At 37.5% G+C, this 23,679-nt stretch carries 27 protein-coding genes; all 27 read left to right on the top strand.

Annotated elements, in window-relative coordinates; genetic code table 11:
* The first annotated feature begins 28 nt into the window (after positions 1-28).
* The 27 genes from HFC68_RS02580 to HFC68_RS02450 all read left to right on the top strand — a co-directional run bounded on the left by HFC68_RS02580 (position 29) and on the right by HFC68_RS02450 (position 23,673).
* A complete protein-coding gene (locus HFC68_RS02580) occupies positions 29-868 on the top strand; it encodes a hypothetical protein (RefSeq protein ID WP_167399643.1) in 840 nt (279 codons plus the stop codon).
* A 63-nt stretch (positions 869-931) separates the two neighbouring features.
* A complete protein-coding gene (locus HFC68_RS02575) occupies positions 932-1,114 on the top strand; it encodes a hypothetical protein (RefSeq protein ID WP_167399642.1) in 183 nt (60 codons plus the stop codon).
* On the top strand, positions 1,114-1,440 hold the full coding sequence (locus tag HFC68_RS02570) for a hypothetical protein (protein WP_167399641.1): 327 nt from the start codon (positions 1,114-1,116) through the stop codon (positions 1,438-1,440). The genes HFC68_RS02575 and HFC68_RS02570 overlap by 1 nt, the downstream gene beginning before the upstream one ends.
* Complete coding sequence (locus tag HFC68_RS02565) at positions 1,430-1,756, top strand: HNH endonuclease (RefSeq protein WP_167399640.1); 327 nt, start codon at positions 1,430-1,432, stop codon at positions 1,754-1,756. Before HFC68_RS02570 ends, HFC68_RS02565 begins: the two co-directional genes overlap by 11 nt.
* Positions 1,757-1,872: 116 nt before the next feature.
* The gene (locus HFC68_RS02560) at positions 1,873-2,094 is read left to right on the top strand and encodes a hypothetical protein (protein WP_167399639.1); all 222 of its coding nucleotides are present in this window, start codon (positions 1,873-1,875) and stop codon (positions 2,092-2,094) included.
* 107 nt (positions 2,095-2,201) lie between these two features.
* On the top strand, positions 2,202-2,534 hold the full coding sequence (locus tag HFC68_RS02555; RefSeq protein ID WP_167399638.1) for a P27 family phage terminase small subunit: 333 nt from the start codon (positions 2,202-2,204) through the stop codon (positions 2,532-2,534).
* Positions 2,531-4,213 (top strand): terminase TerL endonuclease subunit, encoded by a 1,683-nt coding sequence (locus HFC68_RS02550; RefSeq protein ID WP_167399637.1) that lies wholly within the window; start codon positions 2,531-2,533, stop codon positions 4,211-4,213. The genes HFC68_RS02555 and HFC68_RS02550 overlap by 4 nt, the downstream gene beginning before the upstream one ends.
* 18 nt (positions 4,214-4,231) lie before the next feature.
* Positions 4,232-5,383, top strand: a complete 1,152-nt coding sequence (locus tag HFC68_RS02545; RefSeq protein WP_167399636.1) for a phage portal protein — start codon at positions 4,232-4,234, stop codon at positions 5,381-5,383.
* Positions 5,367-6,107 (top strand): head maturation protease, ClpP-related, encoded by a 741-nt coding sequence (locus tag HFC68_RS02540; RefSeq protein WP_159251215.1) that lies wholly within the window; start codon positions 5,367-5,369, stop codon positions 6,105-6,107. The genes HFC68_RS02545 and HFC68_RS02540 overlap by 17 nt, the downstream gene beginning before the upstream one ends.
* A 24-nt stretch (positions 6,108-6,131) precedes the next feature.
* Positions 6,132-7,307, top strand: coding sequence for a phage major capsid protein (locus HFC68_RS02535; protein ID WP_167399635.1), 1,176 nt, complete (start codon positions 6,132-6,134; stop codon positions 7,305-7,307).
* A gap of 136 nt (positions 7,308-7,443) precedes the next feature.
* Positions 7,444-7,752 carry a head-tail connector protein gene (locus HFC68_RS02530; protein ID WP_005917217.1) on the top strand — a complete coding sequence of 103 codons (309 nt, stop codon included), beginning with the start codon at positions 7,444-7,446 and terminating at the stop codon, positions 7,750-7,752.
* Entirely contained in the window at positions 7,721-8,098 is a 378-nt protein-coding gene (locus HFC68_RS02525; protein ID WP_051069939.1) for a hypothetical protein, read from the top strand. The genes HFC68_RS02530 and HFC68_RS02525 overlap by 32 nt, the downstream gene beginning before the upstream one ends.
* Positions 8,095-8,502, top strand: coding sequence for a hypothetical protein (locus HFC68_RS02520; RefSeq protein WP_138428800.1), 408 nt, complete (start codon positions 8,095-8,097; stop codon positions 8,500-8,502). The genes HFC68_RS02525 and HFC68_RS02520 overlap by 4 nt, the downstream gene beginning before the upstream one ends.
* Positions 8,499-8,912 (top strand): hypothetical protein, encoded by a 414-nt coding sequence (locus HFC68_RS02515; protein ID WP_256677756.1) that lies wholly within the window; start codon positions 8,499-8,501, stop codon positions 8,910-8,912. The genes HFC68_RS02520 and HFC68_RS02515 overlap by 4 nt, the downstream gene beginning before the upstream one ends.
* A 12-nt stretch (positions 8,913-8,924) precedes the next feature.
* Positions 8,925-9,578 carry a major tail protein gene (locus HFC68_RS02510; protein WP_167399634.1) on the top strand — a complete coding sequence of 218 codons (654 nt, stop codon included), beginning with the start codon at positions 8,925-8,927 and terminating at the stop codon, positions 9,576-9,578.
* Between the two features lie 12 nt (positions 9,579-9,590).
* Entirely contained in the window at positions 9,591-9,884 is a 294-nt protein-coding gene (locus tag HFC68_RS09410; protein WP_167399633.1) for a collagen-like protein, read from the top strand.
* Positions 9,885-9,942: 58 nt separating this feature from the next.
* A complete protein-coding gene (gene gpG, locus HFC68_RS02500) occupies positions 9,943-10,254 on the top strand; it encodes a phage tail assembly chaperone G (protein ID WP_005917207.1) in 312 nt (103 codons plus the stop codon).
* A 41-nt stretch (positions 10,255-10,295) separates the two neighbouring features.
* On the top strand, positions 10,296-10,508 hold the full coding sequence (locus tag HFC68_RS02495) for a hypothetical protein (RefSeq protein WP_005917205.1): 213 nt from the start codon (positions 10,296-10,298) through the stop codon (positions 10,506-10,508).
* A gap of 23 nt (positions 10,509-10,531) precedes the next feature.
* On the top strand, positions 10,532-14,998 hold the full coding sequence (locus tag HFC68_RS02490) for a phage tail tape measure protein (RefSeq protein ID WP_256677757.1): 4,467 nt from the start codon (positions 10,532-10,534) through the stop codon (positions 14,996-14,998).
* An 11-nt stretch (positions 14,999-15,009) separates the two neighbouring features.
* Positions 15,010-15,846, top strand: coding sequence for a phage tail domain-containing protein (locus HFC68_RS02485; protein WP_005917197.1), 837 nt, complete (start codon positions 15,010-15,012; stop codon positions 15,844-15,846).
* A complete protein-coding gene (locus HFC68_RS02480) occupies positions 15,843-17,816 on the top strand; it encodes a phage tail protein (RefSeq protein WP_167399632.1) in 1,974 nt (657 codons plus the stop codon). The genes HFC68_RS02485 and HFC68_RS02480 overlap by 4 nt, the downstream gene beginning before the upstream one ends.
* Entirely contained in the window at positions 17,800-18,570 is a 771-nt protein-coding gene (locus HFC68_RS02475; protein ID WP_167399631.1) for a GH25 family lysozyme, read from the top strand. The genes HFC68_RS02480 and HFC68_RS02475 overlap by 17 nt, the downstream gene beginning before the upstream one ends.
* Positions 18,567-18,869 (top strand): hypothetical protein, encoded by a 303-nt coding sequence (locus tag HFC68_RS02470; RefSeq protein WP_167399630.1) that lies wholly within the window; start codon positions 18,567-18,569, stop codon positions 18,867-18,869. Before HFC68_RS02475 ends, HFC68_RS02470 begins: the two co-directional genes overlap by 4 nt.
* A gap of 1 nt (position 18,870) precedes the next feature.
* Positions 18,871-21,969: a hypothetical protein gene (locus HFC68_RS09295; protein ID WP_178084805.1), complete on the top strand. Its 3,099-nt coding sequence runs from the start codon at positions 18,871-18,873 to the stop codon at positions 21,967-21,969.
* Positions 21,970-21,981: 12 nt separating this feature from the next.
* A complete protein-coding gene (locus HFC68_RS02460; protein ID WP_167399629.1) occupies positions 21,982-22,305 on the top strand; it encodes a hypothetical protein in 324 nt (107 codons plus the stop codon).
* The gene (locus HFC68_RS02455; RefSeq protein ID WP_167399628.1) at positions 22,305-22,559 is read left to right on the top strand and encodes a phage holin; all 255 of its coding nucleotides are present in this window, start codon (positions 22,305-22,307) and stop codon (positions 22,557-22,559) included. Before HFC68_RS02460 ends, HFC68_RS02455 begins: the two co-directional genes overlap by 1 nt.
* A complete protein-coding gene (locus HFC68_RS02450; protein ID WP_256677758.1) occupies positions 22,543-23,673 on the top strand; it encodes a peptidoglycan recognition family protein in 1,131 nt (376 codons plus the stop codon). Before HFC68_RS02455 ends, HFC68_RS02450 begins: the two co-directional genes overlap by 17 nt.
* Positions 23,674-23,679 lie beyond the last annotated feature (6 nt).

Here is a 23,679-nt window from a genome sequence, read left to right as displayed (position 1 = left end):
TAAGATATTATTTGGAGGTTTTTATTTTATGAAGAATAGGGGACTATCTAAGGCAATTGAGAATTTAAGTAATTCATTTAAGCCATCTATGAATTATACTAATATTGTGAAAAAATTTGCGAAAACATATACGACAAGTGGTTTATTTGATAATTCTGATTTGACAGCTTTTACTAAAGTAATTCGTAAGCAATCAGAATATTTTAGAAATATACAGAAGGCAATACAAGAAGCACAGGAAAAAGCTATAAAGGATATTCCTTTACAAATTAAAGTGCTTGATAAGATGTATGCACTAGGCTGGTCAGCAGGTAGTGCAAATGAACTAACACTTAAGATGATAAATAAACCGAAAGAATTTTTGGAAATGAGTGACAAAAATTTAGATGAATTACTTTTAGAAAATTTTAGTGAAAAAGGTAGTTTAAAAAGTGAAATTTATGGTCTTTCAAATGATATACCAAAATATGCTGAAGTTATTCAGGTAATGGGAGATACGTTGGATGAAGATACAAATAATTGGATTATAATGTATCCACAGATATTTGCCTTGATAGATAGAGTTATTAGTTATCAAAGTAATGATTTTTCATTAAAAAATACAAAGTTTACGAATAAGGATAGCATAATTAAATTCTATAAAAAACTTCTTAAAAAAGATAATGCCAACGATTTATTTGAATATATATATTTAAAAACGATCGAGAGAGCAACTTATCTGTGGCAATCCCAGCCGTTTTCAGAACCAGAGTTAAAGTTTACCAGAAATGCGGTACAACACGGAAGGTACGATCCAAAGAATTATACATACAAACAATTTGCACAATTAGTATTGATGCTGTCAACGCTAACTATGTTTAATAATTAAATAAAATTTTACAAAGTCTTGATAATTTATTTTATTAAGACTTTTTATTTTGGAGGTAATCACATGTGGGAACACAAATGGATTGATGAATACTTATTTAGTACATTGCCATTACTTAAGATTCCTAAACCGATGAAGATTAGATTTCCAGCATCTGGCGGAACTAAATGGTGCGTTAGTTTCAAAACAATAGACCGACAAGGGGATGGAAGTAGACATGAATATATTGTGAAGGTAAATAGATAATGAGTTGGTTAAAGAGATTAATACTGGGTCAAGGTAGAGAGTATCCAATCGTTGATAGCACTAGAGTAATGCAGGTAGATGATACAGCTTATCTATCTCAACAGTTACCAGTGTTGGTAGTTAAACCAGACAGAGTGCCAGAGTTATTTATAGATGGTGAATCTTATCCAGTTGTTCAATTGTCATATCAGTTCATAACAAAGACAGCATCATCCAATGGTATTAACATAGTGGTTGCTGAATATATGGATGGTGACAAAGTTAAACAAATTATATTTGATAACAATACTGGCAAGATTAGTTCTGGTAATGAGTATGCAATCTAAACTAACTAAAGAACAACGCACTGCTTTCTATAACAGTGTTGCATGGCGTCAGTTACGCGATCATATATTGGAACGTGATAACCATGAATGCCAATGGTGTAAAGCTAATGGATTAGTGGTTACTGATATGAATACAGTATTGGAAGTCGATCATATTAAAGAGCTCGAGTATTATCCAGAGCTTAGATTTGATGAAGATAACTTACGGACATTATGTAAGGACTGTCATAACAAACGTCATGGTCGTATGAACTATCGTAGTAATGGTAAAGGTAAACATACTGACAAGTGGAAGGACGATGAACGATGGGATTAAGATGCATGTTTGGACATGAGTATATCTATCAAGGAGTAATGAGTATGGAAGGTAGTATCTATCGTTGTTACACATGCAATAGATGTAAGCATCAGAAGATTGTTGAGGTGGAATAGATGAAGCATAAGTCAAAGAGTCAAGTGATAGTCTATGTAGTCATGCGTGATCCACAAGCGAACATGCTGCAAGCACATCGTGTTTACTATAGTGAACGCAGAGCAAAGAACTACTGTAAAAAAATGAATGCAGACGTGGAGAAATTCAGTGGAATGTATTACATTCAAAAATGTTTATTCACAGATTTTGAAGCTTTTTTGACGAAATTTTCAGAAAAATAAGCCCCCCGGGTCAAAAATTTGAGTGTAATTATTGAAATTGAGAACCGGTGGGTGAGCTCGACTTCCCAGAAAAAAGAAAAAAATTAAAACGAGGGGGGGTGGGGAGTTTGAGTTTATCAAAAATTGAAGAATATTTTAAAAATAATAGTGACCAAGACAACATTCTATTGCAAGAAAAAATCAGTCGCTATTTGGATTTAAAAAGATTATATAAAAAGCTAGGAACAGCGATACAAAAGGACGGAGCCACCATTACAGTTGAGAATGGTAATCAAAAATTTACTAAGGTTAATCCAGCAATTCCAGAAAAAGAGAAGTTGAATACTCAACTTTTAAATTTGGAAAATGAGATTTTTAAGACGATTAAATCAACTGAAAACACTATCGAAAATCACGCCCAAAATGCCCCCTCAAGTAATAGTAAAGGTGGGCTAGTATGATTCATCAAAAGTACGTAGATGACTATATAAACGCCTATAAAACGGGAAAAATAAAACTAAACAAAGAACGAGTGATGCTGATTGATTATTTGGAGAAGTTTGTCCTAAATAACGACCAGCTTTTTTTCAACGAAGAAAAAATTGAAGATTATATTAACTTTACGGAAAAATGGTTTTTTCCGACAGTTTTATATCAGAGATTTTTAGCAGCATTCATTTTTCTTTATGATAAGACCACAGATGATGTGTATTATGATGAGCATTTTTGGGTGGTTGGGCGTGGTGCTGGTAAGAATGGAACGATCAGTTCACTGGGGGCATTTTTAATTAGCCAATTAAATGGAATACCTGGTTACAATGGTTCGATTGTGGCCAATTCGGAAGACCAGGCTAAAACTTCGATTACTGAAATCTACAATGTAGTTAAAAGAAATGACGTACTCAGTGATTCGTTTAATGCGAATAAATCGCAGATTGAATCAAAAGCAACTAATTCAATTGTGATGTATCAAACATCTAATGGGAAAACCAAAGATGGTTTGCGTGATGGCTTTGATGTGTTTGATGAAATTCACATGTATCAGGACGATTCAGGAGTTTCGGTTTACGAGTCTGGATTAGGTAAGGTACCCGAATCTCGGCAATTTGAAATTGGATCGGATGGATATGTTCGTGACGGCTATCTGGACGAGAAGAAGGATATTGCTTTACAGGTTATGGTTGGTAAACTACCGCCGGATACTATGTTTCCATTCTGGTGCAAATTAGATTCTGAAGAGGAAGTTGATGACGAAACCATGTGGGAAAAAGCCAATCCAATGCTTTCTAAACCCCTAACTGGTTATGGTAAGACATTATTCCGAAAGATTCGGAAGCAGTATCTAAAGATGCAGTCCCAGCCCAGCATGCGAGAAGAATTTCTAACTAAACGAATGGATTTACCATTAAAGGATCCTGAAAAGTCGGTCGCTCCATATGAGCAAATTAAAGCAACTAATGAACCAATTCCACTTGATCAATTAGAAGGTCGAGAGGCAGTTGGCTCACTTGATTTTGCCAGTATGCGAGATTTTGCTGCTTGCGGTTTAACTTTCAAAATGAGCGGCAAGGTCTACTTTATCTCGCATCAGTTTGCTCGTAAGCAATTTGTTGATAAGTATTATGGATATTCAGCGAATCCAGCTGATCGGCCTCGTAACGTTGCCCCAATTGGAGATTGGGAAGATCAAGGACTATTAACAATTCTAAATACTGAAACAATTGATCCCCGTGAGGTTGTCAATTGGTTTACCGAGATGCGTGAGAAATACGTGATTGATAAGGTCGTTCTTGATAACTTCCGAGCTGATTTATTAAGGAAATTCTTTGAAGATGCTGATTTCGAAGTTGACGTAATTAAAAATCCAACGGCAATCGATGGATTATTAGCTCCTCGAATTGAAGACGGCTTTGCTGCTAACAAATTTGTATGGGGTGATAACCCATTGTTGCGTTGGAATACGCAGAACGTTTTAGTAACCGTTGATGCGCGCGGTAATAAAAAATATGGTAAGAAAGAAGAACGCCGTCGAAAAACCGACGGATTTAAAGCATTTGAGTATGGTCAATATCGGGTTGATGAGATTGAGGATGTTGATCCGGAAGAATCACTCGATTTATTGAATGGACTTAATTTCTAATCGAAGGGAGGTGAACGTATGAGTGTGTTTAGTAGTTTTGCGGAAATATTTACACAACGTCATGATTCAAGCTTTATTTATGACCTTGAGGAATACGAAAGTACGGCGGAGCGTGCGTACATGAAACGTTTGGCCATTGATGAAGTAATCAACTTTGTTGCTAGAGCGGTTGGTCAGACGGAATTTCGAATACTAAAAAATCACAAACCGGTTAAGGATGAAGCTTATTATCATTTAAATGTACGACCGAATACCGATAAATCAGCTGGTGACTTCTGGCAAGAAGCAGTCTACAAGTTATTGCGTAAAGGTGAAGTATTAATTGTTCAGAGTGATACAAATGATTTATTGATTGCTGATAGTTTTATCAGAAATGAATATGCGTTATATCCGGACTCTTTTAGCGGAGTGGTAGTCAAAAATTATGAGTTTGAACGAACGTTTAGCATGGACGATGTAATTTATTTAACGTACGGGAATGCTCGTTTGGATAGTTATCTAAGCGGACTCTGGTCAGATTATGGTGAACTAATGGGACGAATGTTTAATCTTCAGCTCCGTAATAATCAGATTCGAGCGAACGTTAAAGCGAATATGACAACTGGAACGCAGGAGGCTAAACAGAAAGCCTTACAGAATTATATTGATAACATCTATGCTTCGTTTGAGAAGAAGTCCGTGGCGATTATTCCAACAACTAAAGGCTTCGACTATGAAGAACTAGGTAATAGTACAGCAAAGAATCAAAACTTTGATGAAATTAATCAAGTCAAGGATGCGTTTATTGATGATATTGCTGGTATTATCGGTGTTCCAACAGCGTTAATCCATGGGTCGAATGTTGAAAGCAATGAGAATACAACGTTGTTTAATCGTTACTGCCTTTCTCCGTTGCTGAAAAAGATTCGGGATGAACTGAATGCTAAGTTCTTTAGTAAAAACGAAGTATTGTCGGGTGATGCGTACATTGAAGCGGTTGGACTTGATCAACCTAACATTCTTGAGTTATCAGAGCAGGTTGATAAGTTGGCTTCAAGTGGCGTCGTGAAAATTAATGAAGTCCGTGAAGCTATGGGATTAGAGCCATTGCCAGATGGCGACCGAGTGATTATCACTAAGAACTATACGACTGATATGAAAGGGGGTGAGGAAGATGACAGTAAAAATTGATATTAAAGGGCCAATTATCTCTGACGAAAATTCAGCGTTTTATGATTATTTCAATTTACCTTATACATCACCATCAGTAATCAATAATGAACTTTCTGGAAAAACAGACGAAGTCGAATTGATTATTAATTCAAATGGTGGTGACGTATATGCCGCCAGTGACATCTGGACATCACTTAAATCTTATTCAGGAAAAGTAACAGCTAAAATATATGGGATGGCAGCTAGTGCTGCTTCAGTGATTGCTATGGGGGCTGATACTTTAGAGATGTCTCCAACAGCAAGGATGATGATTCATAATTCATCTACTTATGGCGAAGGAAATCATAATGACTTCGACAAGATTTCTGACGTTCTGAAAGGAACAGACAAATCGATTGCTCAAGCTTACATGGGGAAGACAGGCAAGAGTGAAAAAGAAGTTCTTGATATCATGGCAAAAACCAGTTTCTATACTGCTGATGAAGCTTTAGAAGCCGGGTTAATTGATTCTGTAATTAATTTTAAAAATGATAATACAGAAGAAGCGCCATTATTTGAAAATAGTAATTCAGGAATGATTCCCCAAACGGTAATCGATAAATTTGCCACAGTTGCCTTAGATGCACCGATTTCATCTGATTTAGTGAAAGACGTTGCTGACGAAGTTGTGAAAAAATTAAAAAATGTAGATACGCATAAGTCTAAAAACGAACAGGTCAATATTGATCCGTTCGTTTTTTAATATAAAGAAAAGAGGAAAATATACATGATTAAATTTGGTGATTACAAAAACTTTGCTAAAGAGCGTGCCAATTACGCAAAAATTGCCATGGATCCAGAAGCAACTAGTGAAGCCAAAGAAACGGCTTTAAATAACATGATGGACGCGCTTGGTAGCGATGCTAAAAACGAAGTTAAGTCCATCACGGAACAAAAGATGACTGAACTTGAAAATGCTCATCAAATGCAGATGACTAACGAAGAGGTTAAGTTCTTTAACGAACTCAAGACGGATACAGATACTAAGTCCACTGGCGAAAAGATTCTGCCACAAACAACGGTTGATGAAATCTTTGAAGATATGGTTCAACAACACCCATTCTTATCTGCAATCGGTCTTAAAAACAATGGTATTAGCCTAAAAATTATCAAATCTGATACGACTGGAACGGTTGTATGGGGCAAAATCTTTGGTGAAATTAAGAGCCAATTAGATGCCAGCTTCTCTGAAGACGATGCAACTCAAAACAAAGCAACTGCGTTCGTTGTTGTTCCAAAGGATTTAGAAGACTTTGGACCACAATGGATTAAGAAGTTTGTTGTAAATCAAATTACAGAAGCCTTTGCCGTAGCGTCAGAAGAAGCATTCTTGACTGGAGATGGTAAAGATAAACCAATCGGTTTAAATCGTGATGTTTCAAAAGGCGTGGCCGTTACAGACGGTGCTTATCCTGAAAAAGCGTCTGCTGGTGAACTAACTTTTGCGGATACTAAAACGGCTGCCAAAGAATTAGCAGGAGTAATTAAAGGACTTTCCAAGAAAGAAAACGGTCATCCAGTAGTTGCTAAAGGTCGAACAGTTTTGGCAATGTCCCCTGGTGATACATTGGATGTTGAAGCTCAATTCATGATTCAAAACTTGAACGGTCAATTTGTTACGGCAATGCCCTTTGGTTTAACGACTGTTGAATCTGAATTTGTTCCAGAAGGTAAAGTGATTGCGTTTATCCCAGATCGTTATGACGCATTCCAAGCTGGACCACTTCAAATTAAGCGATTTGACCAAACCTTAGCTTTAGAAGATTTAGATTTATTTACTGCTAAGCAATTCCTTTACGGTAAAGCACATGACAATACTGCATCGGCTGTTTATGATTTGAAATTATCTGGCACTGGTTCAGCACCAACTGACCCAACAACTGGTGGTAACACGGGAAAATAGAGTCGCCGTTAAAAGACGGCGTTTCTAGCAAAAACACCATTGCTGAAATCACAAGTTGGTTAGATGAACATGAGATTAAGCATGATGGAATTTCTAAAAAATCTGACTTGTTAGCACTGGTTAACGAGGTGATGTGATGGTAGATGATAACTTACTAAAAAAATTTAAATCACGATTACACATTTTTCATGATTCAGAAGATGAAAATTTAAAATCGATTTTGGAAGAGTCTAAGTCTGAAATTAAGCGAATGACTGGTAGTGACAATCTTACCAACGAGGGAGTTCAAAGCTTAGTTATTGAACGTTCTAGGTATGTTTATAACGATTCAGTTGAGTTCTTCGAAGGTAATTTTCAAAGTCAAATTTTAGGTGTATCGGCTAGTTTAACGTTTGGGGCAGGTGATGATGATGATGAGTCAATATCAGAAACCAAAAACGACTAGTGGTGACTTACGGATTCCAGTCAGTTTTTATCATCAAACTGAAAATCCAGATGGTGAACCTGGTCAAATGCCAACTGAACCAGTGTTTGATTGTTTTGCTCAAGTTTATGGCTCAAGCAATAAGGACAATGCAATCTTAGATGTGCATGGAGTTAAACGAGGGGTCACAATAAAGGTTCGAGATACCAGAGGTGAGTACCAGCCAGCTTATAACGATTCCGTTGTTATTACTGATTACAGGTATAAAGATTCTAATGGGAATTATATTCTTTGGAACATTTTGGACGTTCGTCCAGATTTCGAAGATGACCGTTTCGTGATTGTTGTTTTGGGGGTGACCGCATGAGTGTTGATGTACGAGGAGTAGATGAGGTTCTTGCTAAATTAGAAGAGAAATTTAAACCTAGTAAGTTGGCTAAGATTGAAAATGAAGCACTTCGGATTGCTGGTCGATTAATGGCTGTCAATTTGAAGAATGCCGTATCGTCTTATCGTGATACTGGGAAAACAGTAATTGAAGTTACCACTGGTAAACCTCGTCTTCGTGGTGGAGTTAGAACGATTAATGTTGGTTGGTCCGGTTCTGGTAGCGGGCAAAGATACCGTTTAGTTCATTTAAATGAATTTGGGTACACTCGCTACGGTAAAAGATACAGTCCAAATGGAATTGGCAAGATTCAGAAGACTTTTGATTCTTCAAGAAATGCTGTCAAATCACTGGAACGTCATGAACTGGAGAAATTACTATGATCGAACTCAAAGATATGATTGGAATTATTTATGAAGCATTAAAGAATAATCCAACGATTGCTAGTTTAACTAAGACTGCTAACGGTGGCTATCGTATTAAAAAATATGATTACCCAGAAACATCAGATCAGAGTAGAACATTTATTTTGATTCGACCGTTAGCTCCACCAATATCTGGTAATTCGGCTAGTGACATCGATATACAGATTGAATTTACTTTTCAAATTGCTGTCGAATCACCAGACCGAAAAGAAGCTAAATTAGTGCAACATGAAATTAAAGAAGAAATGCAAAAACTAAATTATGGACAAATGACCGATGGACTCGACGAATACTTTGAAACCACCGGTCATTTTGTTGATGCACGTAGATATCGTGGAAACACGAATCTATATGACACAAATTATTAGGAGGAAAGATATATGTTTGTTGGATATAAAAGATTAAAAATTCAACCATTTAATGAAGACGGAACTAAGAAATGCGATTTGATTATCGTTGAAGGTAAAAAACATGAAGGTGGTACTACTACAGCAGAAATTAGTGGACTAACAAAAGATTCAACTAAAGTTTCTGCTTCTAATGTTGATTACTATGTTGCTCGTGGAGGCGTTGGTGATATCAAAGTTCAACTTGGTATTTTAGATTTGCCTGAAAAGACTGCAGATATTCTATCTGGTTTTCGAGTTGATGAAAATGGAATTGCTTATGCTGGTGAAGACACGATGCCACCTCTTTGTGCAATTGAAATGGAAACAAAAGAGGACACCGGTGAGATTGCATTAGTTGGATTCTATACAGGTAACTTTGGACGTGAGAAAATCAATTTCCAAACACTTGATTCCTCAAAAGCTTACACTCCAGAAGCTGAAACGTGGAACTTCACACCTGGTTCTTCAACTGCTGCCGATGAAACTAATGGTGAATCAATGCAGAAATTTATTGGCGACGTCACAACAGATGCTGAAGTTATTAAGAAATTTGAAGACCAATTATTCAATCCAAAGAACGGTAGTGATACCGATCCAGATGACAAAGTTGAAACAGCAAAAGTTGGTCAAGCAAAAATTGCGTAAGGAGTGATTTAAATGGCACATACTGCTAACGAATGGAAAACGGGAGATACAATCACGGCTACTAAATTGAATGCAATCGAAAATGATTTAGCAGCAGTCGGCAATGGTGAACAGGGTCCGAAAGGGGATGCAGGTGCAACGGGTCCTGCGGGTCCAACTGGACCAAAGGGTGATAAAGGTGCCGATGGCGCAACAGGTGCATCAGTTAAAGCAATCGAACTTGAATTAACTAATGGTTCGGTTACTGGTGGAACCGCCACATTAACTGATGATTCTACAGTATCTATCACTGTAACGACTAAATAAGATTAAGCAAGGTTAGATCGAGAATCTAGCCTTGCTTTTTAATATGGAGGAATGATTTATGTCTGAACCATTGAAATTAACATTATTGATTAAAGGTAAGAAAAAAACATTTGTTGAGGATTTCATTCCAGCAAACGTAATTATTGGTGCATTAGATTTGATTGATTTTGAGGGAGAAAAAAGCATTCGAGACATGTACAACGAGCGTGTTCATTTTATTGCTGATGTATTTACCGATAAGGCAGTTACTGAAGATACAATTTGGGATGGCCTCAATGCATTAACATTTGGAGACACTTTGGAAAATATTCTCAATCAAATTGCTGGTGTAGATCCAAAAAACGTGAAGACGGAACCGAAGAACGATTAACCATAAGTGAAGCTCGTGAGAGAGTTTTAGCAGCGGTTGGTTTGATTGTTGAAAATCGACCAGGTTATACGCTCGGTTCCGTTATGAATGATATTGATTTTAAAACATTACAACAAATTATGGATGCTACATCCAAAAAAGAAAGTAAGAAGACTCAAACGACACAATCTGGTGTAAAAGTAACTCCTGGAATCATGGGAGTTGATCCAGGTGATGCTCCCGTTATGAGTCTTTTTGATTTGGCAAAACAATAATTGAGGAAAGGAGGTAAAAATAAATGGCAGATGAACCATTAGGTAGAATGGTCATCGAGTTAGGACTTGACCACTCTGATTTTGGTAAAGGTCTAGCTGGAGTTAAAAAAGAGACTAAGTATGCCATGGCTGAACTCAAGTCATCAATGTCGGTTGCTAAGATGTCGGGTAAAGAGTTTGATGTTCTATCAGCAAAAGCAACTGGTTTATCTAAAGTAATGATGTCACAAGAACGTCAAGTTCAAGCTTTAGGTAAGGCTTATAAAAATTCTTTAGTTGACGGTAAAGCAAGTAAATCAACCGCTAAACTAGCAACTGAATTACAGAATGCAAATGCTAAATTGATGTCTTTAAGAACTCAATACATCAATAATGCTGGAGCATTGGCTAAAGTCAGAGCCGAAACTACAGGCTATACTGGTCAACTCAATAAAATGAGTAAAGCAGCAGTTACGGTTGGAACTTCGATGAGTAACATCGGAACAAAGATGACTACTAAAGTAAGTATGCCAATTGCTGCTGGATTAGCTTATGCGACTAAATCCGCTGTTCAGTTTGATTCTCAAATTAAGGCTATTGGTCCTTTACTGACGAATGGTGCAACAGTTACATCTAAGTACAAAGCTCAACTCGACCAACTTGGTGATGCTTCTAAGAGCATGTCGGAGAAGTATGGAGTGTCTACGACTGAAATTAATAATGGTATGACTGAATTGATTCGTCGTGGTTACAACACTAATCAAGTATTAGGTTCCATGCCTTCAATCATGGATGCCACAATGGCTTCTGGCGAAGATTTAGGTTCTGTTTTGAATACTACATCTTCAATTGTTGAACAATTTGGACTTAAATCTAAGTCAACAGCTGGAACTTTGAAGAATACTCAAATGGTTACAGACTCAATCACTTACGCAGCTAATGCAACTGCTGCTGGATTTAGTGATATGGGTGAAGCTATGTCGTATGTTGGTCCACAGGCACATGCCGCTGGATTGTCTGTTCAAGAAACAGCTGCTGCAATTGGTGAACTCTCAAATAAGGGTATTGAAGGTCAAAAAGCTGGTACTAACTTACGAGGAATTTTAACATCGTTGGTTAAAGTTACTCCGAATGCTTCCAAAGCATTTAGTTCTATGGGGATTTCAGCTGGTGAACTTAAGAAAGATGCTAATGACTTACCACGTTTAATCGATGACATTACTAACGGTACTAAAGGCTGGGATAAAGCTGACCGAAACAAAGCTATTGCTACAGCATTTGGTCGTGAAAATCAATCAGCGATGAATGCCTTACTAGAAACTGGATCAAGTAAATTACGTCAATTAACTAAAGATACTGAAGATTCAACCGGTGCTACTAAGAAACAAGCTGAAGAAATGAGTAACACTTCAGAAAATAACGTCAAAAAATTATTGGCTTCATTGCAAGTTCTAGGTATTGAAGTAGGAGCTAAACTTGTTCCTAAATTAATTCCATTAGTTAATAAAGCTAAGGATTTAGTTGATGGTTTCTCTGATTTAGATGATTCTACTCAAAATACAATTATCAAGTTTGCATTACTTGCAGCTGCTGGCGGTCCAGTCCTGGCGATGACTGGTAAGTTAATTGGTGGATTTGGTAAAGTTGGCGGTTCGATTGTTATCGCAGTTGGTAAATATGCAGAGTGGAAAGCCAAAACACAAGCAACTAAAGAAGTATTAGGTGATGTTGCTACAGGAGCTACTACAGCTGGTAAAGAAGTTGAAGGATTAGCTACTAAAGCATCTGTTGCTAGCAAAGGTGGGTTAAGCATATTTGGTACAGCTTTAACGACCACAGAAGCTGGTGCTGGTGTACTTGGAACATCATTGACTGTAGCTGGTGCCGCCGTTACTGGTGTTGGAGTTGCAGCTTTAGTTGGTGCTGGTTATTGGGAACTTTATGGCAAGAAAGCTTACGAGAGTTCTCAACGTGCGCAAGAATGGGGATCTGATATTGGTAAAACTGCATCAGATGCAGCAACTGATATGAGTAACTTTGAAACTAAAGCTTCAACAGCGTTAGACAGTTTCAATACCAATGCTAAAAAAAGTGCTAAAGAAGTTGATAAAGCTTTTCAAGATATGGTTGATTCAACGACTAAGAGCGTTGATAAGAAGTATAAAGAAGCCGAAAAACTTGCTAAACAATTAGGTGGTACTGCTGGTCAAACTTTATTAGATCAAGCTAATAAAGAACGTACCGCTGATCAAAAACGTATTGCTGATATGCAATCAACTGCGAAAAAAGTTAGCGATATTACAGCTCAATCTGCTAAAGATGGAGTAAAGTTAACATCTGATCAAGCAACAGCGATTACGAACTTACAACGCAAAATGGCTAAAGATGAGATTGAAACTTTAAATCTTAAAGCTAGTCAGAAAAAATCAGTTTTAGCAGCAGAACTTGGTGAGACTGGTACCATGACCAAAAAGCAGTTAGCACAAACTGCTAAAGATGTTGGTGATGCAGCATACAAAGAAATCGACACTTATAACAAGAAATACGGGAAAATCAATCAAGCTCGAAAAGATGGGTTGATTACTGCGAAAGAAGCGAATGCCGCTGAAGAAGCTTTAACTAAAACTCACAATGCTACACTTACTCAATTAGGTGAAGATTTAATACGAACTGAAAAAGAACAGGGTAAGTCAAAGAGTGAGATTCTTCAAGATTTAGAAGCCAATGGTTTTACTGATAAGCAAGCTCAAAAAGCGATGCAAGAGTATACCAAGAGCCTTAAAGATACTGCTAGTACAGCAATTAAGCTTACAGGCGATATGTCAAAAGAGACTCAAAAGGCTGCTAAGTCATGGAATGATATGGTGCTTGATCCAAAGACTGGTAAGTTAAAAACCAATGCTCAAGCAGAAGTTGATAAAGCCGTTAAGAACAAAGATAAGTGGAACTCAATGATGCTTCTGGTCAAAGAAGGAAAAATGAGTACCAATACGGCTTCAATGATCGGAATTGCATCAGTTAATGCTGGCAAGTGGGACAAACTAACCCTTAAAGAGAAGAAGGCTTTAATCGCTACTAAGGGTGGCGATGATTTAGCTGCAATGATTGAAAAGGGTAAAGAGTGGAACAAATTCACTCCAGCTGAAAAGAAAGCAATTATTTCGGCTAAAGGTAAGTCTGATTTATTAAACGCACTTTCAAATCTTAAGACTTGGAATAAGTTAAGCGTTGATGAAAAGAAAGCTGTCTTAAAAGACAATGCTTCTCCAGCAATGGAGCAAGCTAAAATTGGACTTAATCAGTGGAATAACCTTACACCACATATGAAGACGGTTGTGGCTAAAGCTAAAGGTGCTAGTGATGTAGCTAAAGGCGTTAAGAACGTAAAAGATTGGAATAGTCTTCCAACCAAAGAAAAGAATTTAATCGCAAATGATAAAAATGCTAGTCAGATTGTTGGTAAAGTTACCAATGATTATAAAAAGTATATTAGTTTACCAAAGAGTGAAGTTAAGAGCTTATTAGCTAAAGACAACGCATCAAAGCCTGCTAACAATGCGAAAATTGCAGTCGATAAATATGGTCGAATTAAAATGCCTAATCCGATTGGATTAAAAGCAACCGATAAAGCTTCTGGTCCAGCCAAAACAGCTAAAAAGAATGTTAAAGATTTTGGTAACTCAAAACCTAAATCTGTTTCATTGACCGCTAAAAACAACACTAATAGTGGTGTTAATAGTTCAAAGACTTCGGTTAAAGGCTTTACTAGTATGAACGGTAAGAAACCTTTAACAACAGCTAATAATACTAAAAGCGGTGTTACCAGTTCTAAAGGCACAGTTAATGGATTTATGAAGATGCCAAGTAATAAATCTATCACTGCTAGCAATAAAACTAGCGGTGGTGTTACTTCAGCTAAGAGGTCAATTGATAGTGTTAAAGGCAAAGAAGTTACGATTACTGCTTTATTCAAGGCGGTTAAATCGGGTGCTGCTAAATTGTGGCACTCAATTGGTTTTGAAAAAGGTACGTCAAACTTCCAAGGTGGTTCAGCATTAGTTAATGATCAGGCTGGTCCAGTTTATCGTGAAGCAATTAAGATACCTGGTCGCCGAGCATTTGTTCCGGAGGGAAGAAATGTTGTAATTGAAGACTTGCCTAGAGGTAGTCAGATTATTCCGGCTCGACTAACTGCGAACATGATTAAAGGACAAAAGCTAGTAAGTCCTACTATTCCAGAATCTTCAAGCATCATTAAAGCTTCGGATAGTATTAGTGAATCCGTTGCTCCACAATCTACTGTTATTAATACGGTCAGCGACAGTGACCAGAAGTTAGTTAAAGCATTAGGTGATAAGTTTGATACGATGAGTAGCACTTTTGGTGAATTACTTGCGATTAACCGAGCTCAATTACAAGCGGTAATGCGACAAGGTAGTTTTGATGTTGATGGATTATATCGTAAAGAAGCTAAGGACTTGTCATTAAGTATGTATGGTCCATCAAGTTAGGAGGTGAATTTATGAAACCAAAATTCTGGATGAAGATTGGTGACCAGGATGAATTTGAAATCAGTCAACGAATTAAGGGATTGCTGTTTCGTTCTGAAGATTCAACACCACAATTTACCAATACGTATCAAGATATTGCTAACCTTGATGGTTCGCCGTTTGCTTATCAAACATTCGCTAGGTCAACGGTGAATGCTAATTTTTGGTTACAGTACCGAGATTACACTGATTTCAAATTATTAAAGCATGAGATTTACAGACTGTTTGGTTATCGTCAATTAATTCGGATTCGAACTAGCACCGATCCAGCCAAGGTTTATTTCGTCTATCCAACGCCATTTGAGATAGCTCCGATTAGTGTGGGTGACCATAATGCATTGTTTACGATTCCGTTCGATAATCCGAGTGGTTATCGATATTCAATGTATCGCTCTGATTCACCTTACACGTTTGAACAAAATGGTTGGCAACTAGGAATGAACCTTTTAGCTGAAGGTAATCCGACTTATCATTTTACAACGACTAAGTTTAAGGTTTACAATGCTTCGGATATTAAAATCGATCCGTATTTAAAGCGTCACGATTTAAAGATAATTAGTAAGTTTACTGGTAATTCTTTAAAGATTACGAATAAGACTAACGGTACTGTTTGGTCTTACAATAAAAAATCAGATGGTAAAGATACTATTACTCTTGATGGGGTTAATAGTTTTTTTAATGGTAAAAATTGTAATTCAGATACTAATTTTCAGAATCTGGAATTAGAAATTGGTAATAATGACATCGAAGTTACTGGAGCAACCTCGGTTGATATTACCTTTAGTTTTCCATTCATTTATCTATCATGACAAAACCAGTTCTTATTCAAGCGAAAAATAGCTCCAGTATTGATCGCTTAACTTCATTTGTTCCAGATAGCTTTGCTATTACGTGGGAAATGAATGGAGATTTTAAATTATCACTAACGACATGGAATGATGGCAGTCCAGCTTATGCTAATTTGTCAGTTGAAAATACGATTAAATACGATGGTTCTGAATACGTTATTAAGCAAGCCACACCAGATTATTCACAAGGCATTGAAACGCTTAGTATTTCAGCTACGCACGTTTATAGCGAAGTTGGTCAAATTTACCAACGTAAAGTAAAAAAAGGGGATGCGAATTACACTCCGACTGATATTCTGGAATATTTCTTTAAAGATAATAAATTAGGTTTTAGTTACAACGTAATTGGTAATTTTTCAAAGCAAAAAATTACTGATTTAGGTAACTGTTCCGCTAAGGATGCTTTATCTAAGATTTTAGAATTGTGGTCTGATTGTGTAATTTATCCAGTCGGTAGAGTTATCAAAGTATATACTCGAGACAACTTTTTTAAAAATTATGGTCACCGAATTGATTATCTTAATAGTGCTTCAGAGATTAACTTTGAATACGATAGCACTGATATCGTCAATCAAGTTAGAGCAGTTGGTCCAACTTTTGAAAAGACCGTTACAACTGGTTATTCTTCGAAGTTAAGTGGTGCTACAACCGCTGTTAACGGTGATTGGGGTCCAGCGATTCGTTATGCTGCTAAATTAATGGGAGTTAAAATTAGCGATGCGAATGTAAATAAAATCAAAGACTTAATCCAGCATGAATCTGGCGGTAGTGAAACAGTTGTTAATAATAGTGATTCGAATGCAGCAGCTGGACACCCTAGCAAAGGGTTAGTTCAATTTATTCAATCAACTTTTAATGCGTACATGGTCAAACCATACACCAATATTCTTAAAGGTTTCCACCAACTATTGGCATTCTTCAACAATAGTAATTGGGAAACTGATATGAAATTAGGTGGTTGGGGTCCAACAGGTAGTCGAAGACGTGATTCGATTATTCACGAAAAGACGATAGTTGCTGGTACTGGTGCTAAAAAAGTGATTGCAGATGCTAAGAAATATTTAGGCGTTCCTTATGTTTGGGGTGGTCATAATAAATCTAATCCCAGAGCTGGAATGGATTGCTCTGGTTTCGTTTCACAAGTTTATTATGATTTCGGTATTAATATCCCAGCTTACACTGTTTCAATGGAGAAATACGGACACACGGTAAGTACGCCACAAACTGGTGATATGTTGTTCTATGGTGCACACGGTTCAAGCCATCATGTGGCTTTAGCATTGGATTCTAAAACGATGATTTACGAACCACAGCCTGGTCAATCGTGTCGAATGGAACCAATTAGTTACTATCCGCCTTCATGGATTGCTCGTAATGATGATATGGCTAAGATAGTTGCTGATAATAATGATAGCGGAAACAACGATGATAACAGTGGTGAAGATGCAACCACATCGACAACAACCACCGAAAATTACTTTGAACCATTCATCGTTCAAGATGATGAATCTATCAAAAAATGGGGATTACATCCGGGCGGTGATGTTTCTAGTGACACCATTAAGAATAAAGATGAGATGAAAAAATGGGTACTTACTCAATTAAAACCAGATCCAACTTTAAGCATTAAAGCGACAGCTGATAATAATGATCCAGTGACTCCAGGTGACATGATTCGTTTAGAGATTCGACCTAAACAATTTGTGTCTAATATGGGAGTTGTTGGTTATGAGTACCACCCGTTTAGTAAGACTAGTCGTACGTCAATTACTTTGAACCAAACGGCTAAGACGATTCTTGATTATGAAAAATCTCGTAATAAGAATATTCAAACTGCTAAAAATTCAAGTATTAGTCAAGCGACTGATAATTCATCTGGTCAAGAGACCTGGACGGACGAGGAGGTGAACCAATTTGGATCAGGGTTATAACATAGTAGTTTTATCCGAAACACAAACGGATATTGACTGGGATAAGTTAGTTACTGATGGGGTTCAAGCTGTAGTGATTCGACTGTCACATGGGATCACTCAAGACACTCAAGCCAGTAATTTTATTGCTAAGGCGAAAGAAAAAGGAATGTATATTCATGGCTATCATGATTACGAAGCAATTGATGGTGAGGTTACGTTCTCACTCGAAAATGCTGAAACTCTTGGATTAACCAGTGGTGCATTTATGTTTTTAAATTCACCTCCAGATGATGTTTTAGGGTTCACCAATAACTGGTTATCCGCGGGTTGGAATGCTGGTGTTAAAGGAGAATCTGATGACTATTATCAATGGGTTGTTAGTGATACTGAACCAGATAAAGGTGACTTGTGGCAAATGGACGATATTCATGGCCTGGATAAGACAGGTGACCTGGTCACTGAACCGAAAAGTAATAATCCAGTTGTTGATCCGACTAATCCAAATCAACCTAAAGAGGGTGCTTTTGTTGGTTATGGAATTGATTCGACTGGCTTGCGAGGTGGTAATGCACTCGGTTATTCCACCAACGGTACTGATTTTTATTCCGTGATAACACCATTTGGAATTATTTTTCGGGATAACGATGCCGAACGAATAAGTAAATTAATGATGAATAAACTCAAATTGCAGTCACCAAATGGGACTGTTTTTATTTTGTCCGTAAATGATGATGGGGAGTTGAAAGCAATGAAGGAAAGTGATGTTACATGAATGAGATTAAAACCAATATTGGCAGTGGATTAAATGGTGATTACCGTAAAGATTTAAATGGTAATTTTACAATCATTAAAACTACTGAAGGTGGCTTGAAAAGGGATATCACTACTATAAAAAGTGACCACAAAACTATCTTAGAAAAATTAGAAGATGTTAAAAAGCTTGAGAAAGCTAATGCTGAGAGGTTAGAACAACAGCATTTGAATATCGAACAAATTGTCGCAGCGTTACAAAAATTTGAAGTTCCAATCGAATGGGACGGCGAAAACATAGTGATAAGAGAGGACGTTTAATATGATTAAAATACCAGAAGCAAGCATCATCACACTTGATACTTATAAGCGTGATTTACATGTTGGTGAAGCATTTGACTTAAGCGAGAACTTTAACGGTCGAGTTGGTGATGAACAAGTACCATTAGTTATTAAGTTTTTAGAACGAGGTAAAACACAACAATTTGAAGACGGATTAGTTCCGTTTATCAGCGGATTTGTTGGTGATAGACTTAATGATGATAATGTTGTAAATGCAGATACTGGTGTAGGTGTCAGCTACACAGGAACTCGTTCAGATATTGTTGGAATGGGTATGGTAAAAATGAATCTTCCGGGAACGATGTTTCCACAAGAAGGTTGGTTCTATGGATTCCTAGGGCTGGAAACTCCCGACCATTCTAAACGAGTATCAACCTTTAACGTTTGGTTTCATGTTTACAACGGCAATCCAGATATGTTCGTTAATAAAGAACCATTCAGAACAGAACTTCAAAAATTAATTGATAGTTTTACAACGGATATTGCTAACACCGAAAAGGACGCATTAACAGTTATTGCAGAATATAAGAAAAAATTCCAAGATGTTATTACAGAATATCAACAAAAATTCCAAGGTGTCGTGGATAATGCAACGTGGCTCACAGACCAATTAGATGTTATACAAGCTAAAATTAATTCTAGTGATATTGCGACTAAGAGTGAACTGGAGCAAGCTTTGTTACAAATGAACAAAGATATTTTTGAATCACTCAAACAAAAAGCCGATAAAACCTATATTGATAATTACTTAGCTAAGATTACTTATGTGCCTACTACATTTGTTGATTTAGACGCTTTGAAAGCTAAGTACCCATCTGGCGCTAACGGTCTCTACATTACCGCCGACACAGGGCATAAGTATATCTGGAACGGTAGCGAATGGAAAGATTCTGGCGCTTATCAAGCTGAAGGATTAGCGGATGGCAGTGTTACAATCGACAAACTTAACAACAATGCCTTTACCTACGTTAGTTCGGATAACATGGCATTCAATCGAACTGCATTATCTAAAGGCTTCAACAATTACGAAAAGTTAAAATTCGAAGTCGGAACAATTAGTGGCGCAGACGGCAGTGATGTTGAAGCCAATAATACTGTTCGAACAGTGTTAGGGGCGATGAACTACCAAGGAATTGCCGTATTTAATTTTAATTCATCGAAGTACCAATGGAAATTGGCGCAATATGACGCTAGCAAAAAGTTTGTTAAATTTTTAACGGATTGGAACGTTGGTCAAAATAACCATATTGAGTTTGAATCTGGTAAATATTACCGGTTGCTAGCATCCACTATTGATGGATCTAAGATAGATATTGACGACACTTCATTGAATGTTAAAGTGGCCAGTCTTAGTAACAAAATGATCTATAATCTTGGCGATTTGTCACGTAGCTTTGAACACATGATTACAATTGGCGGTGGCGCAGAACCAGAGATTAGCGTTGATAAGAGCCAAAATATTAAGATTACCATGCCAACAACTTCGTTAACTATGTTCGACGGACTGGGTTCTAACGTGGCGGTTAGCCCTGTAACCTACAAAGGCGTTACCTATACTTTGGCCCACGGTAATGTATTAGTATGGAATTTACAAAAAAATACAATCGACGTTCAAGCAATTAGCGACAATCGAGACAAGTTGAACATTGTTCTTGCGGACAACATTTACGGTCAAATTAATAATGGATTTTTCAGCCAATTCTATGATCGAAAAATTGCGCGTAATGATGTTGGTTACCAGATTAACATTGCTGGTAATAACCATCCAAGCTTTGTTTCGAATAGCGATAACTCATTAGACGTAATTATGCCGAATAGCTCATTATTCTACTTCAACCATTTTGGTAAGCAGATTAAGGTTTCGGATTCAAAATATTATAGTAAGGCTATTAATTTACCTACAAATAGCGTGTTACTTTGGAATTTCGACACCAACGAAATCGTGGTACAAGCGCAGGAAGCTGAACGTCCAGTTAATAGCATTATCCTTGCTAACAATATCTATAAGCATGTTACTAGCGGTTACTTTGAACAATATTTTGACCAACAGTTCGGCCCAGAATATGCTGACTCTTATCGTGCTTATGCTGAGCAAGATATTGCCTATAATGACCAAGATATAACGGTAGTGGGCGATGAGCTATGGATTGGGATGCAAAGCGCACCAAACCATGATGCTGCACACACTGGGCAGATTATCCGTTTAAATCGCAATCTTAAGCAAGTTGGTCGCTACGTTCATAATCTGGGACATTTAAACACCATGGATTATTGCGCAAATAATGATACATTATTAATCGGTAATTCTTCTGATGAAAAGAGCGCAGTGCCAGAAATCATTTTAATTCCAAACGTAAGTAAATTAAAGGTTAATCCAGATTGGCCGTTGATTGACTATAACAGTAGTGCCGTGATTAAGATTCAGTTTCCAGATATTAGTCCGATGGGAGTTGGTGCAGTATTCGGCGAAACTCCTGATGTGGCTTACTTACTAATTGGTGGTGCACCCGGAATGAACTCGGTTGTAAAAATTGAACTCGGAATGGGAACTTCAGACTTGTCTAGTGCTGGTTACGGTACTTTTATCAAAGATACTGATGGATATAATGGCACTGCACAATACGTACGACGTTACTACGGACGAACCATGGAGGTTAACCAAGGTGCCACGTTCTATAATGGCAAAATTTATGGCGCTTTTTCTCGAAGCAAGCCGCATTTTGCAAAAATCACACTTCATGAACCGCAATTAACGAACCATGATGGTTTCTATTCCATTGAAGATTGGACCATTGCGGATTATGGTACTGAACCAAATGGCATGGTCATTTACGATGGCCTTTATATGCGGACAACGTTTGATGGAAAGCTGGTAGATATGCCGTTAAGCAACCGACAAGGCGGACAAGCTAACATTGGTAAGACAGTTAAAATGCCGTTTAGAGGTAGTAACATTCAGGTTACGCCAACCTCGCCAGTAACTGATCTATATGTAGAAGTCGTAGACGGTCAAAACTTTAATGTGAAATCAGTAAGCGAAAAAACAGGAACATGTAATTGGTCAGCGGCTATTGATTAGCTGTTTTTTATTTTGAATAAATTAAAGGGGAAAGAAGGCGTAAAATTGCACACGCTATTGGGGTTGTCTTGGGGGGAATGGGCATCAATCACAACTGTCATTTTTTTTATGGCAGGTGTGGTTAGCCTACTTTTTAAGTACATCGTTTTTGGCCCTTTTCAGGACGATATAAAAGATTTAAACAAGAATTTTAAAGCACTTAACGATAATCTTAGAGAAATAAGAGTCAGCATCGATGAATTAGATAAGCGAGTAGATGAACATGACCGAAGATTAGATAGACATCACGAAAGGATTAAAGATTTGCATAACAAAATATGGAAGGATGATAACTAATGAAAAATATTAAGGAAACAGCAAAAAACATTAACTGGCGTGATGGCAAGTTGATATCGGGATTAATTAGTTTAGGCATTGTATTAGTACAACAAATAATGGTGATGTTTGGGTTTACTTATCCAGTCGACTGGCAAAACGTTATAGGGATTATTAATACCGTGCTAACCATCCTAGGGATGTTGGGGGTAATTAGTGATACAACACTTGTAAAGAATCCAAAGGGGGATAATAACGTTGAATCTAAAAAATAAATTAAAATGGGTTGTTGCAATTGCAGCAGCCTTTTTTGTTGGAACAACATTTAATTCTAAAGTAAGTGCAGCTACTGTTAACAATGATTATGCTTTGAGTTCAAACCAGGGGTCATCGTTACGAACAAGCAACAACGTAATCATTGCACATGCTACAGCAGTATATGCTCCTGCTAAAAATGTAGCTACTTATGAAAATCGGACATGGTACAGTAATGGTGCTTACGTTCAGTACATCGTTGGTGATGGTGGCAAGATTTACCGAGTTGGTGCCGAGGGGTACCAAGCGTGGGGTGCTGGTAGCTGGGCTAATGCTAATGCTCCTGTACAAATTGAATTGGCACAGACGTATAATCAAGCAGAGTTCCGTAAAGACTACGTGGCTTATGTTAATTTGTTACGCTCAAGCGCAATTAAATACGGTATTCCGACCAATGTCGATAGTTCAGCATGGCGAGGTGTAAAGTCACATCTTTGGGTAACTAATCACGTTTGGGGCGATCACACCGACCCTTACGGTTACCTTGCTAGCCACGGTATTACTAAAGCTCAGTTTGCGCACGATGTTAAATATGGATTTAGTTCATCTGGAAATAACGTAAATCCAGCTCCAAAACCAAACAAGCCTAATAAACCAGTGAGACCAGCAAAAAAGGAAGCTGTTCACGTAAACTATGCCTTACACCAAAAAGGTAAACAATGGTTAAGCCCAGTCAAAGATTTTAATTCTGGGTCAAATGGTTTCGCTGGTGTTCCTAATAGCGTGCATGACATGCTTTACATCAAAGTAAATCGTGGATCAATCAAATACCGTGTTCACACAATTGAGGACGGTTGGTTACCATGGGTACACAAAGGCAATAAGAATGATACGGTTAACGGCGTAGCTGGTATTAAAGGTCACACAATCGATGGTGTTCAGATGTACTACACCACACCAAAAGGTGAAACTTACCAGCAAGCCTACTATCGTTCACAAACTACGCAACGAGCTAACTACTTAGGGACTTGCGCTGATAATGGCACAGTTGCTGGGTACGACAGCTGGGCAGGCATGTTTGGCGAACCACTCGACCGATTACAAATTGATGTCGACGATTCTAGCAACTATTAATAGGAA

Source organism: Pediococcus sp. EKM201D (assembly GCF_011800215.1).
Taxonomy (GTDB): Bacteria; Bacillota; Bacilli; order Lactobacillales; family Lactobacillaceae; genus Pediococcus; species Pediococcus pentosaceus.
Note: the sequence above shows the minus strand (reverse complement) of the source record. Positions and strands in the feature narration are given on the sequence as shown.